Origin of the sequence: Streptacidiphilus sp. P02-A3a (assembly GCF_014084105.1) — a bacterium.
Classification (GTDB): domain Bacteria; phylum Actinomycetota; class Actinomycetes; order Streptomycetales; family Streptomycetaceae; genus Streptacidiphilus.
Window position 1 is genome coordinate 2,316,057 of the sequence record NZ_CP048289.1, and the last position, 14,370, is coordinate 2,330,426.

Here is a 14,370-nt window from a genome sequence, read left to right on the forward strand (position 1 = left end):
GACCACGTCGGAGCAGATCAGCGTTGAACAGCCCCAAGCAGTCGGCCCGGCTGTCCGCCGACCCGTACTTCCCCACCCACGGCGACCCCCGTTTCCACGTCCACCGCTACGAACTCGCCCTGGACTACCGGCCCGGCCCCAACCGGCTGGCCGGGAGCGCCCGGCTGACCTGCGTCGCCGGGGCCGAGCCGCTGGCCGAGGCGGCGCTGGACTTCGCCGACTTCCGGATCACCCGGGTCCTGGTCGACGGACGGCCCGCGCGCTGGAACCACCGCGCGGGCAAGCTGCGGCTGCGCCCGGCCCGGGCGCTGCGGGCGGGCGCGGCGTTCACCGTCGAGGTGCACTACAGCGGCAACCCGCGCCCGGTCCGCAGCGAGTGGGGCGGGCTCGGCTGGGAGGAGCTGGAGGACGGCTCGCTGGTCGCCAGCCAGCCGATCGGCGCGCCCTCCTGGTACCCGTGCAACGACCGGCCCGCGGACAAGGCCGCGTACCAGGTCTCGGTGACCGCGCCCAGCGTCTACACCGTGGTCGCCAACGGGCGGCTGCTCACCCGCACCACCCGGGCCGGAACCACGACCTGGGTGTACGAGCAGCCCGCGCCCGGCGCCAGCTACCTGGCCACCGTCCAGATCGGCCGCTACCAGGAGCTCCCGCTGGCGGCCGGGCCGGTGCCGCAGACCGTCTACGCCCCGGCCCGGCTGGTCGCCGACTGCCTGACCGACCTGGGTCGGCAGCCGCAGATGATGACCCTGTTCACCGAGCTGTTCGGGCCCTACCCCTTCGGCGAGTACGCGGTGGTGGTGACCGACGAGGAACTGGACGTCCCGGTCGAGGCCCAGGGCCTGTCCACCTTCGGCGCCAACCACGTGGACGGGCGCCGCGGTTCGGAGCGGCTGGTGGCGCACGAGCTGGCGCACCAGTGGTTCGGCAACAGCGTCACCGTCGCCGACTGGCGGCACATCTGGCTGAACGAGGGACTGGCCAAGTACGCCGAGTGGCTCTGGTCCGAGCACTGCGGCGGGCCCGGCGCGGCCGAGCTCGCGGCCGACTCGCACGCCCGGCTGGCCGGGCTGCCGCAGGACCTGGTGCTCGCCGACCCGGGCCGCAAGCTGATGTTCGACGACCGGCTCTACCGGCGCGGCGGGGTGGCCGTGCACGCCCTGCGGACGGTCCTCGGCGACCCGGCCTTCTTCGCGCTGCTGCGCGAGTGGACGGGCGAGCACCGGGGCGGGGTGGTCACCACGGCGGACTTCACCGCCCGCGCCCAGAGCCACACCGCCGAGCCGCTGCACGCCTTCTTCAACGCCTGGCTGTACCGGCCCGAGCTGCCGCCGCTGCCGGAACCGGCGGCCGCACCCGAGCCCCCGGTCGAGCCGGAGCCGGAGCCGGAGCCGGAGCCGGAGCCGCAGCCGCAGCCGCAGCCGGAGATCCGGACCGGGCCCGAGGCTGTGGTCGAGCTGGTGGCCGCGCCGGTACCGGTCGCCGCGCCGGAGCGGCGGCGGTGGCCGCGCTGGGGGCAGCACCCCTGAGCGCGGCCACCACCGGCCCGGCGCCCGCTACTTGCCGGCCAGCGCGGCGTCCACCACCGCTGTGAACTGGGCCTGGGTGACCGGGGTGCCGCTCGCGGAGAACACGTTGAGCTGCGTGCCGTTGAGCTTGAGCGTGGGCGTGCCGGTCACCCCGCTGGTGTTGAAGGCGTCGGACACCTTGGTCACCCACGGCCCGTAGGTGTTGTCCTGGACCGCCTTGGTGAAGGCCGGGGTGACCAGACCGGGGACCTTCGCGGCCAGTTTCAGCATCTCGGCGGTGCTGTTGAAGCCGTCGCTGGTCTCCGGCGGCTGGTTGGCGTAGAGCTCGTCGTGGAAGGCCTTGAACGTGGCGGTGCCCTCGTTCAGCGCCGCCGCCGCGGCGTTCAGCGCCACGGCCGAGCCGTTGCCGCCGAGGTTGCCGTCCAGGAACGTGGCCATGTGGTACTCGATCTTGTACGTGCCCTTGTCCGCCAGCGCCTGGATCGCCGGGCCCGCCGACTTCTCCAGCTCGTCGCAGATCGGGCAGCGGAAGTCCTCGTAGACCTGGAGCGTGTTCTTGGCGTTCGGGTTGCCGTAGACGATCACCGTGCCGTCGGCGTTGGCGGGGGCCACGTAGGGCGCGTTGGAGGTGGTCCGGGAGTCCTGCACGGCGATGCCGATACCGGTCCCGGCGACGATCACGGCGACGGCCGCGGCGCCGACGATCAGGCCCTTGCGGCGGCGGCGCCGCAGCGCCTCGGCGGCCCGGGCCTCGGCCACCCGGGCGCGGGCGTCGCCCCCGGGCCGGTCGCTCGTGGGCTGCTCGGTCGTGGGCTGCTCGGTCTTGGGCTGGGGGTGCTTGATGCTCATGGGGATGTCCTGTCACGTCGCGGTGCCGGAAAAGGGGCGCGAACGCACGGCTGACCACTGCCGGGAGAGGACTACCGGGTCAGCAGCAGACCGTGCGCGGCGCCGACGGCGGCCCGCGACGGGCCAGGGTGTGCCGCAACCGGGGGCGTCCCGGGGCGTCGATCCGCAGCGGTGGGCGGCGGGACGGAGGCGGTGGCCGCCAGTCGCTCGTCAGCGCCGCCAGCACCAGCCGCAGCGCCCGCCGCAGCGGGGCGGCGAGCAGCAGGGCCCGCGCGCCGGTCGCCCGGAGCAACCGGAAGGCCGCGGCCTCGCCCCGGCGCAGCCACCAGGCGGCGACCAGTCCCAGCAGCAGGTGCGCGGCCAGGACCAGCCAGGGCGCGAGGCCGCCGCCGGGAGCGTGCGGCAGCTCGGTCGGGGCGGTGCTGCCGCAGAAGAGGGTGTTGACCGAGTGCCAGGGGCCGAGCAGCGGCCCCTGCCCGGTGATCCGGTAGCAGTTCGCCTGGCCGTCGGTGAACAGCGTGTCCAGCCCCAGCTCCAACGGGACCAGCAGCGCGGCGATGGCGGCGTACGAGCGCTCGCGCCGCCCGAGCAGCAGCGCCAGCACGAAGCTGGCCGCCCCGGCGCCGAGGACGGTCGGCCAGGGCAGCGGCACCGTGGTCATCAGCACGTGCGTACCGCTGGACACGGTCACCGCGAGCACGGTGAACACCAGCGCGCGCAGAACCGCGAGCAGCGGTGTCGCACGGGTGGTCACGGAGGGCACTCCTCGGCTGGGGAACCGGACAATCCTCGCACGGTATGACGAGCGGGGGGCCGGAAGGTCGCTGAGGAGCGGATGAGGACTTCGTGAGGATCCGGGCCGGGCACGGGCGGTCCCCCGCGCGGTCCGGGGGCGCGCGGGGGACGGGGGTGGGGGAGCGGAGCCCGTCAGGTGCTGGTGTGGGCACTGCTCATGGTGTGGGTTCTCTTCGCGGCCCGGCCGGTGGCCATCCGGATGGCCGAACTGCCCGCGCCGAGGACCAGCGCCACCGCACCGATCGCCACGTTGTTCCAGATCATTCCGTGGGTCGGGCTGTGGCCGATGGTGACGACCCAGGGCGAGATGATCATCCAGACGCCCATCGCGGCGCAGGCCCAGCCGAGCCTGGTCATCCGCTCCGGCGCGAGGGTGAGCCCCAGACCGTAGACGGCGATCATCAGTCCGACGATCAGGTTGTTCGTCCGCAGGTCCGGGTTGGAGCTGCTGAAGTGCACGACCCAAGGCGAGATCGCCGCGTACACGCCGGTCAGCAGCACCGCGCTGTCCAGCGCGCTGTCCTCCCTGACGTGCAGCAGGCGCTCGAACCGCTCCTGCATCTCGGGCACGTCCGGGTGGCGACTGATGTCATGGGTTGGCCGGTTGGAGATGTCGGACATAGTGGTCGCTTCCTCCCTGTAAGGGGACATTCCGTCATCTGACTGAGGCAGTACCCCGGCGGAGCCGACTGACACCCGAACCGGCCATCGTGTTCGAATTGTGATCAAAACGGACGGCCCGGCTCCGCTCCCGTGGTTCGGGGCGGGAGCCGGGCCGTGGCCGGGCCGGTCGGGATCAGGCCGTCGCGGCCCAGACCCCGGGGCCGAGCAGGCCCTTGATGTCACTGGCGAAGCCGCTCTCCGGATCGACCAGGAAGCCCAGTTCGAACAGCACGTTCCGCTCGTGCCCGGACATCAGCAGCCGCACCGGCACGTCGCCCGGGTGCGCCCGCATGGTGCGCTTGAGCTCGGCCACCAGCTTGGGGTTGATCTTGCGCTCCGGGATGTTCAGCTGGATCGGAGGCTTGCCGCCGTGCTCGGCCGAGGAGATGTCGACCGGCTGCATCTCCTCACCAAAGATGCTGATCGCGCCGTCCCGCTCGTTCAGCCGCCCGCGGACCGAGATCACGTTGTCCTCGATCAGCTCGTGCGCCACCAGCTGGTACGCCTTGGGGAAGTACAGCACCTCCACCGAGCCGTCGCGGTCGGCGATGGTGATGATCGCCCAGGGGTTCCCGGCCTTGTTGATCCGCCGGTCCACCGAGGTGATCAGCCCGCAGAGCTTGACGAAGCCCTCGGTCCGGCCGGAGCCGAGCAGTTCCGCGATGGAGGTGTCGCGGTTGCGGGACAGGATGTGCTCGGCGCCGTCCAGCGGGTGGCTGGAGACGTACAGGCCCAGCATCTCCCGCTCCAGGCTGAGCAGGTGCTTGCGCGGCCACTCGCGGTCGTCGAGGGTGAAGTCCAGGCCGATCGAGGGGGAGTCGTCGGTGCTGGAGTCCATCGAGCCGAACAGGTCGTCCTGCCCGATGGCCTGCTGCTTCTTCAGGCTGGTGACCGAGTCGATGGCGGTCTCGCAGACCGCCACCAGGCTCTGCCGGGTGTGCCCGAGCGAGTCGAAGGCCCCGGCCTTGATCAGCGAGTCCACCGTGCGCTTGTTGCAGACCACCAGCTCGACCTTGTCCAGGAAGTCCGCGAAGGAGGAGTACTTCCCCTTCTCGGCCCGGGACTTGACCAGGGATTCGATCACCGGCACGCCGACGTTGCGGACCGCCTTCAGGCCGAAGCGGACCGAGTCGCCGACGGCGGTGAAGTCGACCACCGACTCGTTGACGTCCGGGGAGAGGATCTTGATGCCCAGTCGGCGGCACTCGGCGAGGTAGATCGCCATCTTGTCCTTGTCGTCGGACACCGACGTGAGCAGCCCGGCCATGTACTCGGCCGGGTAGTTGGCCTTGAGGTAGGCGGTCCAGTAGGAGACCAGCCCGTACGCGGCGGAGTGCGACTTGTTGAAGGCGTACCCGGCGAACGGGACCAGCACGTCCCACACCGCCTGGATCGCCTCGTCCGAGTAGCCGCGCTCCTTGCAGCCCGCGTGGAAGGGCACGAACTCCTGCTCCAGGACCTCCTTCTTCTTCTTGCCCATGGCCCGGCGGAGCAGGTCGGCCTGTCCCAGGCTGTAGCCGGCCAGCACCTGCGCCGCGCGCTGCACCTGCTCCTGGTAGACGATCAGGCCGTAGGTGGGGCCGAGGACGTCCTTGAGCGGCTCCTCCAACTCCGGGTGGATCGGGGTGATCTCCTGCATGGCGTTCTTGCGGAGCGCGTAGTTGGTGTGCGAGTTCATGCCCATCGGGCCCGGCCGGTACAGCGCCGAGACGGCGGAGATGTCGGCGAACTCGGTCGGCTTCATCAGCTTCAGCAGCGCCCGCATGGGCCCGCCGTCCAGCTGGAACACGCCCAGGGTGTCGCCGCGCGCCAGCAGGTCGTAGGTGACCGGGTCGTCGAGCGGGATCTTCTCGGTGTCGACCGCGACGCCCCGGTTGGCCTTGATGATCTTGATGGCGTGGTCGATGATGCCCAGGTTCCGCAGACCCAGGAAGTCCATCTTGATCAGGCCCATGTCCTCGCACTGCGGGTACGAGAAGCCGGTGATGATCACCCCGTCCTTGTCCCGCTTGTGCAGCGGGATCAGGTCGAGCAGCGGGACGGAGGAGAGGATCACCGCGGCGGCGTGCACGCCGGTGCCCCGGGTCAGGCCCTCGATGCCCTTGCCGGTGTCGATGATCTTCTTGACGTCGGGCTCGTTCTCGTACATCGCCCGGATCTCGCCGCCCTCGGAGTACCGCGGGTGCGACTCGTCGAACAGCGCGTACAGCGGGACGCCCTTGCCCATCACGTCCGGCGGCATCGCCTTGGTGATCCGGTCGCCCATGGAGAAGGGGTAACCGAGGATCCGGTTGGCGTCCTTGACCGCGGCCTTGGCCTTGATCGTGCCGAAGGTGTTGACCTGCGCGGTGTAGGCCTCGCCGTACTTCTCGGTGACGTAGCGGACCATCTGGTCGCGCTGGCGGTCGTCGAAGTCGATGTCGACGTCGGGCGGGTTGATCCGCTCCGGGTTGAGGAACCGCTCGAACAGCAGATCGTGTTCGAGCGGGTCGAGTTCGGTGATCCGGGTCAGGTACGCCACGATCGAACCGGCCGCGGAGCCACGACCGGGGCCGACCGGGATGCCGTTGTCGCGGGCGTACTGGCAGATGTCGGCGACCACGAGGAAGTAGGCGTCGAACCCCATCGGGGAGATGACGCCCATCTCCAGCTCGATCCGGTCCAGCACCTCCTGGCTCGGGGCGTCGCCGTAGCGCCGGGGGAGCCCCTCGGCGATCTTGTGCCGGAGCCAGGACGCCTGGGTCTCCCCCTCCGGCACGTCGAACTGCGGCATCCGGTCGACGTAGGTGAACACCTCGTCGTAGGGCTCGATCCGCTCGGCGATCGCCAGGGTGTTGTCGCAGGCCTCCGGCAGCTCCCGGAACAGCTCGCGCATCTCCTCGGAGGTCTTGATGTAGTAGCCGGAGCCGTTGAACTTGAACCGGTTCGGGTCGTCCTTGTTCTTGCCCACGCCCACGCACAGCAGGTTGTCGTGGGCGTCGGCCTGGTCCTCGGTGACGTAGTGCGAGTCGTTGGTCGCCAGCAGCGGGATGTCCAGCGCCTTCGCCAGCCGCAGCAGGTCCTCGCGGACGCCGCGCTCGATGTCGAGGCCGTGGTCCATCAGCTCCAGGAAGTAGTTCTCCTTGCCGAAGATCTGCTGGTAGGCGTCGGCGGCCTTGACCGCCTCGTCGTACTGGCCGAGGCGCAGCCGGGTCTGCACCTCGCCGGAGGGGCAGCCGGTGGTGGCGATGATTCCCTTGGCGTTGGCGGCGATCAGCTCGCGGTCCATCCGGGGCTTCATGTAGTAGCCCTCCATCGACGCCAGCGAGGAGAGCTTGAACAGGTTCCGCAGGCCCTCGGCGTTCTGCGCCCACATGGTCATGTGGGTGTAGCGGCCGCCGCCGGAGACGTCCTTGCCGCCCTCGCCGTCGGCGCTGGCCACCCGCTGCCCGCCGGGGGCCCAGAACACCTGCTTCTTGTGGAACCGGGACTCGGGCGCCACGTACGCCTCGATGCCGATGATCGGCTTGACCCCGCCGGTCTTCTTGGCGGTCTGGAAGAACTCGTAGGCGCCGAACATGTTCCCGTGGTCCGACATGGCCACCGCGGGCATGCCCTGGCGCTCGACCTCGGCGATCAGCTTGCCGTTCTTGGCAGCTCCGTCCAGCATCGAGTACTCGGTGTGTACATGCAGGTGAACGAAGCTGTCGGCCACGGGGTCTCCTGGTTCGCGGACTGGGGGAGGCACCCACTTTAGTCCCGCCCGCCCCACGACTCGCCGGGCGTCGGCGAGCGCGCCCCGATCGGGCGGCGCGGAGGCGGAGTCATCGTTCGGGTGGGAGACGCGGCGGCGGCGCGGATGGCTACCGAATGTGTCCGAGTGGTGGCCTAGGGTGTCCGTGGTCGGGTGTCCGGCGCCGCGTCGCCGGTGCCCCGGCCTGCCCGTGGCACGCGCTCCGCGTGGCGGGCCTCTTCGTCAGGAGGATCCCATGAGGAAGTCGGCAGGGCTGATGGCGGTGGCGGCGCTGGTCGCCGGGGCGACGGTGGCGAGTTCGGCGGTCGCGACCGCCGCCACCGGCCGACTGCGGAGCGTGTCGGGCGACGGCGGCAACCGGATCGGCATCGTCCAGGGCAACGGCGACGCGAACGTCAAGGAGGGCGGGCTGAGCGCGCCCTGGGTCCTGGAGTCCGGGAACGTCAAGCAGGTCGTGCTCGCCGGCGACCGGATCGGCGTGCTGGAGGACAACGGCGTCGCCTGGGTCAAGGAGGGCGGGCTGAGCGCGGGCTGGGTCCGTGAGTCCGCGAACGTCAAGCAGCTGGCGCTGTCCGGCAACCGGATCGGCGTGGTCCAGGGCAACGGCGTCGCCTGGGTGAAGGAGGGCGGGCTGAGCGCGGGCTGGGTCCAGCAGACCGGGAACGTCACCGACCTGGAGCTCTCCGGCAACCGGATCGGCGTGGTCCAGGGCAACGGCGAGGCGTACGTCAAGGAGGGCGGGCTGGGCGCCGGCTGGGTCAACGAGGCGGGCGACGTCAAGCGGATCCGGCTCTCCGGCAACCGGATCGGCGTGCTCAAGGGCGACGGCGGCGCGTTCGTGAAGGAGGGCGGGCTGAGCGCGGCCTGGGTCGACGAGGCCGCCGGTGTCGTCCAGCTGGAGCTCTCCGGCAACCGGATCGGGGTGCTCAAGGACCAGGGCCAGGCGTACGTCAAGGAGGGCGGGCTCAGCGCCGGCTGGGTCGACCAGGCCGGGAACGTCATCCAGATCGCGCTGTCCGGCAACCGGATCGGCGTGGTGAAGGACGACGGCGTGGCCTGGGTCAAGGAGGGCGGCCTCAGCGCCGGTTGGGTCGAGGAGGCCTCCAGGGTCACCGAGCTCGCGTTCTCCTGAGCGCTGCTGGGGGCGCGCGGTGACCCCGCGCGCCCCGGGCCGGGCTACGGCGTGTCGCCGCTGCCGCCGCTGTCACCGCTGCCGCTGTCGGGCTTGCGCAGCGGGTCGTGGCCGTCGCCGCGGCTCTGGACGCGGGTGACGTCGGGCGCCTCGGCGGGTGCCACGGGGGGTACGGCGTCCGGCCCGGCGTCGGGTCCCGCCCCGGGCGTCCCGGCGGGCGTCCCGGCGGGCGCGTCGGCCGTGGGCGGGCCCCAGAGGGTGACCTCGGTGACCGGCTTCGGGGTGAACAGGCCGGTCAGCGCGACCAGCGCGAGCAGCGCGGCGGCCGGCCAGGCCAGCAGCACCGCCTTGGCGGTCAGCGCCAGCGGGCCGTGGAAGGTGCGGCCGAGCGGCACCGACTTGGCGGTGGCGAAGATGTTGGAGCTCGGGCCGAGGGCCACGCCCAGCTTCCAGGCGAGGTAGCCGCCGAGCAGGCCGCCCAGCGCCAGGCCGAGGACCACCCCCAGGCCGCCCTCGCGGGCGCGGCTGCGCCAGTAGGCCAGACCGCCGGTGACCAGGCCGCAGACCAGGCCGATGACGCCGAAGTACATGTCGGCGGCGATGGACTGCTCACCCTCGGGATTCAGCAGGTAGATGGCCTGGCTGTCCGCGTACAGCGGCACCGTGGGAGCCACCCAGTGCCAGATCAGGCCCATCAGCAGCCCCAGCAGGGCGGAGCCCGCCAGCAGCGCGGCGCCGATCAGCAGCTCGGTCCGCAGGGCGTACGACCGGGACCGCTGGTGGGCCTCGGGCGCGGTCTCGGGGTGGATGTCGGGTGCGGTCACCGCGTCATCGTCCCACGGACCTCAGCTCCGGGTCGCCGCACGTCGGTAGGCCCAGGTCGACAGTGCCAGTGAGATCACTCCGACGGCCGCGCAGACCCCCAGATCGGCGCCGACCGCGGCCCAGTCCGGGCGCCCGGCGAAGCTCCGCGCCAGCGCGTCCACGCCGTAGGTGGAGGGCAGCAGGTCGCGGATCCAGCGGACCGCCTCCGGCAGGTGGCCCGGCGGCAGCACGCCCAGCAGCAGCGCCGCCGACATCCCCAGCTGGCCCAGCAGGGTGGCGATCTCCTGCCGGTTCGCCAGCAGCCCGCAGGCCGCGCCGACCCCCGACAGCGCCGCCCCGGACAGCGGCACCACCAGCAGCAGCACCCACAGGTGCACCCAGGACAGCTGGAACAGCGCGCAGCCCGCCGCCGCCGTCAGCAGCGTCCCCGGGACGGTGAACGAGGCGTACGCCGCCGCCGTGCCGAGCACCACCGAGGCCGCCGGGACCGGCAGCGTCGCGTAGTGGTCGAGCCCGCCGGAGGCGCGCAGCCGACCGAAGTACTGCGCCAGCAGGTTCAGCGCGACGAAGGCCACCACCAGCACGCTCGACCCGGCGACGACGTCCCGTGCCGCCCCGGTGTCGGCGGGTCCGGTGCCGACCACGCCGCGCATCATCACCATGATCCCGAGCGACTGGAAGACCGCCACGAACAGCAGCGGGATCCGGGAGACCCGGGCCCGGGAGAGCTGCGCCCGGTAGACCGCGTCCAGCGAGGACAGCAGCTCGGCGCGGGGGGCGAGCCCGGCCGGTGCGACGGCGGTGGTGGCCGTAGTCATGTCGCGTGTCTTCCCGGGGCTTCGAGGTCTTCGGTGGGGTCGGGGCCTTCGATGGGGTCGGCTTCTTCGGTCATTTCGCGAGTCCTTCGTGGCGTCCGCCGAGCAGCAGGTAGACGTCCTCCAGACTGGGCGTGCTCAGCGAGAAGTCGTCCAGGGCGGCGAAGGCCGGGCCGGAGGTGACCTGCGCGACCAGCTCCCGCGCCTCGTCCGGGTCGGCCCGGACCGTCCAGCGCCGTCCCGAGCGTACGGCGCGTCCGGCCAGTGCGGCCACCAGCGGCAGGCCCAGCGGCGGCTCCTCGCGCCACACCAGGTCCAGCCGGACGTCGCCGTCGACCAGGGTCTTCAGGCCGCCGGGCGTGTCGCAGGCGATGATCCGGCCCTCGTCCACCACCGCGACCCGGTCCAGCACCGTCTCCGCCTCGATCACGTTGTGGGTGACCAGGATCACGGTGGTGCCGCTGGCGGCGCGGCGGCGCTCGACGGCCGCCCAGACCGACCGCCGGGCGACCGGGTCCATGCCGGTGGTGGGCTCGTCCAGGACCAGCAGCGGGCGCTCGCCGACCAGCGCGGTGGCGAAGCAGGCCAGCCGCCGCTGCCCGCCGGAGAGCTTGGCCAGCGGGCGCGCCGCCAGCGGTTCGAGCCCCAGCTCGGCCAGCACCGCGTCGCGGGCGGCCCGGGCCTGGGCGAGGCCCAGGCCACGCAGCCGGGCGGTGCTCTCCACCGCCAGCGACACGGTCAGCTCGTCCAGCGCGGTGGACTCCTGGCCGAGGTACGCCAGCAGCCGCGAGGCCAGCTCCGGGTGGCGCACGATGTCGTGCCCGAGGACGTCGATGCTGCCGCTGTCGGGCCGCAGCAGCCCGGTCAGCTGGCGCACCAGCGTGGACTTCCCGGCGCCGTTCGGCCCGAGCAGTCCGAACACCTCGCCGCGCCGCACGTCCAGCGAGATCCCGGCGTTGGCGTGCACGGTCCGCGCCTTGGCGCCGCGCCCGGTGCGGTAGTCCTTGACGAGGTCGCGGACGCGGCAGCAGTCGTCGTCGGTACCGGCGTTCTCGCTGCGCATCACAGGCGACGACGATACAGCGGAGGCTAGCCCTCCACTCCCGCGCCCTCACCCCCGGGGACGCGGGTGGCGATCTCCCGCCAGAAACCCGCGCGGATGGCGTAACGGTCGTGCTCGTCGATCTGGTCGTCCTTGTGCGCCAGCAGTCCGAACCGGGCGGCGTAGCGCAGCAGCTCGCCGTCGACCCGGTGCGGCACCCGCGGGTAGTCGCTCCACAGCCCGGACAGCCGGGCCGGGTCGCCGAGGCGCTCGGTCCAGCGCCGGGCGAAGACCTGGCCGACCTCGGTCGGGTCGCCGCCGACGGTGGTGATGTCCTCCTCCCGGTCCGCCCACTTCTGTTCGGCGGTGGTGAGCTGGGCGAGCGTCGGCAGCGAGTCGCCGGGGCCGCTGTCGCCGAGCCGGTCGACCCAGCCCCGGTCGGAGGACCAGCGCAGGGTGGACGGGGTGGCCGGGGGCGGCGCGGGCGCGGGCCGCCCGGCGCCGATCCCGGCGGCGATCTCCTTGGGCGTCGGCACCTTGTGCGGCGCGGGCTTGTCCTCCGGGGCGCGCTCGTGCGGCTCGGCCAGCTCCGGGCGGCCGGGCCCGGAGAGCTCGGCCAGCTCGGCCGTGGCGTCCGGGGCCGGTTCCACCGGGCGCGGCGCGGACAGGATCTTGGCGATGTCGGGGCGCGGATCGGCCGGGGCGCAGGTCGCCACCGGCTCCTTGGCCCGGATCGAGCAGGTGATCCACTCCCGGTCCAGCACCCGGCGCTCGTCCGCCTCGGCGACCAGGTCCTCGGACTGGTTGAAGTCGCCGTCGGCGGCCTGGACCGCCCACAGGTGCACCGCCACGCCGTAGTCCTTGGCGGCGGTCATCCCCGGCAGCAGGTCGCCGTCGCCGGTGACCAGCACCACGTCGGCGCAGGCCCGGTTGCGGGCCAGCTCCGACAGCTCCGCGTGCATCGCGGCGTCCACGCCCTTCTGCACCATCCGGCCGTCGGCCCGGGTGAGCGCCCCCAGGCGGACGGTGACCCTGGGCATCACCCGCAGTCGCCGGTGGTCGGGCATCGGTCTTCGGTCGGGGGCGGCGTCGAACCAGTAGATGCGCAGCAGCGGCAGCCCGGTCTCCGCCTCGGCCCGCTCCCGCAGCAGCCGGATCAGCTCGGCGTGCTCCACCGCGATCCGTGAACGCGAGCTCTCCCCGGCCAGCAGGCTCGCGGCAGCGCCGAGCAGGTAGCCGGCATCCACCAGGACGACGCAGCGGTCCACGTGCAGCACCTCGTTCCGTTCGGCAATCAGTCAGCTGTCGCGACGCGGCCGGGCGGACCGGGTGATCCCTCCGCCGAGCTGTTCCGATGCCCATACCCAGCCCGATGGCCAGGTATCCGACCCGTACGGGGGACAATGGCGTCCGTCCGGGGGACCAGCCGGCAGTAGAAACAGGTGCTTGCAGACCATGCGCAGACGTTCAGCCGTGCTGCTGGTGTCGGGAGTCCTCGCTGTGGGCGGGATCCTGCTGCCGTCGATCCAGCAGCAGGCCTCGCACGGTGACACGAGAATCCTGAGCGTGGTCGTCAACGGCGGGAAACCGATCGTGCTCGGCGCCTCCGGCAGCGCGGACTTCGGCTTCACGGTCACCGCCGAGGACAAGTCCGGGATCAAGTCGGTCGACAGCATCGGCATCTGGAGCGCCAACTACGGCATCCTGGTGCCCTCGAAGGCGAGCTGCCGGGCCACCTCGAAGACCGTCTCGGTGTGCACCGGGACCTCCTCGGTGAGCGTCCCCAAGCGGCAGATCTACGACGACATGGCCGGGTCCTGGTTCGTCCAGGCCACCGCCAACGCCAACGACGGCGACAAGCGCACCGCGGAGAAGGCCGGGCGGTTCAAGATCCTCAAGCAGGTGACGGCCACCCTCTACGGAGCGACCACGCCGGTGGCCAAGGGGCAGCCGTTCTCGGTCAGCGGGCAGCTGCTGAAGCCGGACTGGAAGACCCAGCAGATGGTCGCCAACCCCGGCGCGAAGGCGCTGCTGGAGTTCTGCACGGTGCCGAGCTGCGCCAGGACCAAGGTGGTGGCCACCACCAAGGCCAACAGCGCCGGGAACGTGTCGGTGACCGTCCGGGCCGCCCGGACCGGCACCTACCTGTGGGTCTCCCCGGCCACCTTCTGGTCCGCCGCGGCCGCCTCGCAACAGGTGCAGGTCGAGGTGAACCCCTAGGCCCGGCCCACTCAGTTCGGGTGGAAGGTCTGCCGGGCCAGCTCCACCGCCGGCAGCGAGGGCAGTTTGGCCAGTACCGCCGTCTCCCGCCGCAGCAGCTCCAGCTCGGCGGTCAGCCGGGTGCTGGCGGTGTCCGCGGCGAGCAGCCGCTGCTTGTCCCGCAGGGTCAGCACGGACGCGGCGGCCACCAGGTACGACAGCACCATCGGATCGTCCGGCAGCTCCTGCACCCCGGCGACGCTGGCCTCGCGGGCCCCCGCCAGTCGCCGCTGGTACGCCCGGAAGGTCCGCTCCACGCCCTGCGCCAGCGCCCCGGCCTCCGGCCCGGCCTCCTCCACCACCCGCTCCACCTCGGCGGTCAGGTAGGGGCCCGAGGTGTCGTACGACAGCGTGCGGAACCGGGTGGTCCCGGTCACCAGCAGGTCGTAGCCGCCGTCCGGGCGGGACTCGGCGGAGGCGACCTCGGCGGTGCAGCCCACGTCGAACAGCGACCGCGCCGGGTCCGCGCCGAGCCCGGCCAGCGCCGGGTTGCCGCCCTCGACGCCGGTGGGGGCCACCTCCTGGCCGTCGCGGATCGCCACCACGCCGAAGCGGTACGGCTCGGGGCCCGCGAGCAGGTCCGCGACCAGACGGCGGTAGCGCTCCTCGAAGGCCGACAGGGGCAGCACCAGGCCCGGGTAGAGCACCGTGCCGAGGGGAAAGAGGGGGAGCCGTTCCGTCACGGGCGTAAGAGTACGGCCAAGAAGGCCTCCGTCCGGCCGCAGGCC

The 14,370-nt window shown here is 72.2% G+C and carries 12 protein-coding genes; 3 read left to right on the top strand and 9 right to left on the bottom strand.

All coding sequences use genetic code 11. The annotated features are described in order from the left end of the window. The first annotated feature begins 23 nt into the window (after positions 1 to 23). Positions 24 to 1,529: a M1 family metallopeptidase gene (locus GXP74_RS10380; RefSeq protein ID WP_225447840.1), complete on the top strand. Its 1,506-nt coding sequence runs from the start codon at positions 24 to 26 to the stop codon at positions 1,527 to 1,529. A gap of 27 nt (positions 1,530 to 1,556) precedes the next feature. Here the strand turns inward: GXP74_RS10380 and GXP74_RS10385 are convergent, their stop codons facing one another. The 4 genes from GXP74_RS10385 to dnaE form a co-directional block, all read right to left on the bottom strand. Continuing rightward, complete coding sequence (locus GXP74_RS10385) at positions 1,557 to 2,378, bottom strand: thioredoxin domain-containing protein (RefSeq protein WP_182451204.1); 822 nt, start codon at positions 2,376 to 2,378, stop codon at positions 1,557 to 1,559. 79 nt (positions 2,379 to 2,457) lie between these two features. Next, positions 2,458 to 3,132 carry a hypothetical protein gene (locus GXP74_RS10390; protein ID WP_182451205.1) on the bottom strand — a complete coding sequence of 225 codons (675 nt, stop codon included), beginning with the start codon at positions 3,130 to 3,132 and terminating at the stop codon, positions 2,458 to 2,460. Between the two features lie 173 nt (positions 3,133 to 3,305). Beyond that, positions 3,306 to 3,794, bottom strand: a complete 489-nt coding sequence (locus tag GXP74_RS10395; protein WP_182451206.1) for an SPW repeat protein — start codon at positions 3,792 to 3,794, stop codon at positions 3,306 to 3,308. A gap of 175 nt (positions 3,795 to 3,969) precedes the next feature. Beyond that, positions 3,970 to 7,530, bottom strand: coding sequence for a DNA polymerase III subunit alpha (gene dnaE, locus GXP74_RS10400; protein ID WP_182451207.1), 3,561 nt, complete (start codon positions 7,528 to 7,530; stop codon positions 3,970 to 3,972). 274 nt (positions 7,531 to 7,804) lie between these two features. Here dnaE and GXP74_RS10405 point away from each other — a divergent pair, with 274 nt between their 5' ends. Next, the gene (locus GXP74_RS10405; protein ID WP_182451208.1) at positions 7,805 to 8,701 is read left to right on the top strand and encodes a peptidase S1; all 897 of its coding nucleotides are present in this window, start codon (positions 7,805 to 7,807) and stop codon (positions 8,699 to 8,701) included. A gap of 44 nt (positions 8,702 to 8,745) precedes the next feature. On the opposite strand, the gene GXP74_RS10410 is transcribed toward GXP74_RS10405, so the two are convergent. The 4 genes from GXP74_RS10410 to GXP74_RS10425 all read right to left on the bottom strand — a co-directional run bounded on the left by GXP74_RS10410 (position 8,746) and on the right by GXP74_RS10425 (position 12,651). Beyond that, positions 8,746 to 9,525: a hypothetical protein gene (locus GXP74_RS10410; RefSeq protein WP_182451209.1), complete on the bottom strand. Its 780-nt coding sequence runs from the start codon at positions 9,523 to 9,525 to the stop codon at positions 8,746 to 8,748. Positions 9,526 to 9,546: 21 nt separating this feature from the next. After that, a complete protein-coding gene (locus GXP74_RS10415; RefSeq protein ID WP_182451210.1) occupies positions 9,547 to 10,344 on the bottom strand; it encodes an ABC transporter permease in 798 nt (265 codons plus the stop codon). A 70-nt stretch (positions 10,345 to 10,414) separates the two neighbouring features. Next, the gene (locus GXP74_RS10420) at positions 10,415 to 11,404 is read right to left on the bottom strand and encodes an ABC transporter ATP-binding protein (RefSeq protein WP_182456348.1); all 990 of its coding nucleotides are present in this window, start codon (positions 11,402 to 11,404) and stop codon (positions 10,415 to 10,417) included. A 26-nt stretch (positions 11,405 to 11,430) separates the two neighbouring features. Beyond that, positions 11,431 to 12,651 carry an NYN domain-containing protein gene (locus tag GXP74_RS10425; protein WP_182451211.1) on the bottom strand — a complete coding sequence of 407 codons (1,221 nt, stop codon included), beginning with the start codon at positions 12,649 to 12,651 and terminating at the stop codon, positions 11,431 to 11,433. 187 nt (positions 12,652 to 12,838) lie between these two features. On the opposite strand from GXP74_RS10425, the gene GXP74_RS10430 reads away from it, so the two are divergent. After that, on the top strand, positions 12,839 to 13,603 hold the full coding sequence (locus tag GXP74_RS10430; RefSeq protein ID WP_182451212.1) for a hypothetical protein: 765 nt from the start codon (positions 12,839 to 12,841) through the stop codon (positions 13,601 to 13,603). Positions 13,604 to 13,614: 11 nt separating this feature from the next. Here GXP74_RS10430 and GXP74_RS10435 read toward each other — a convergent pair whose 3' ends face one another. Then, positions 13,615 to 14,325 (bottom strand): LON peptidase substrate-binding domain-containing protein, encoded by a 711-nt coding sequence (locus GXP74_RS10435; RefSeq protein WP_182451213.1) that lies wholly within the window; start codon positions 14,323 to 14,325, stop codon positions 13,615 to 13,617. Positions 14,326 to 14,370: the final 45 nt, after the last annotated feature.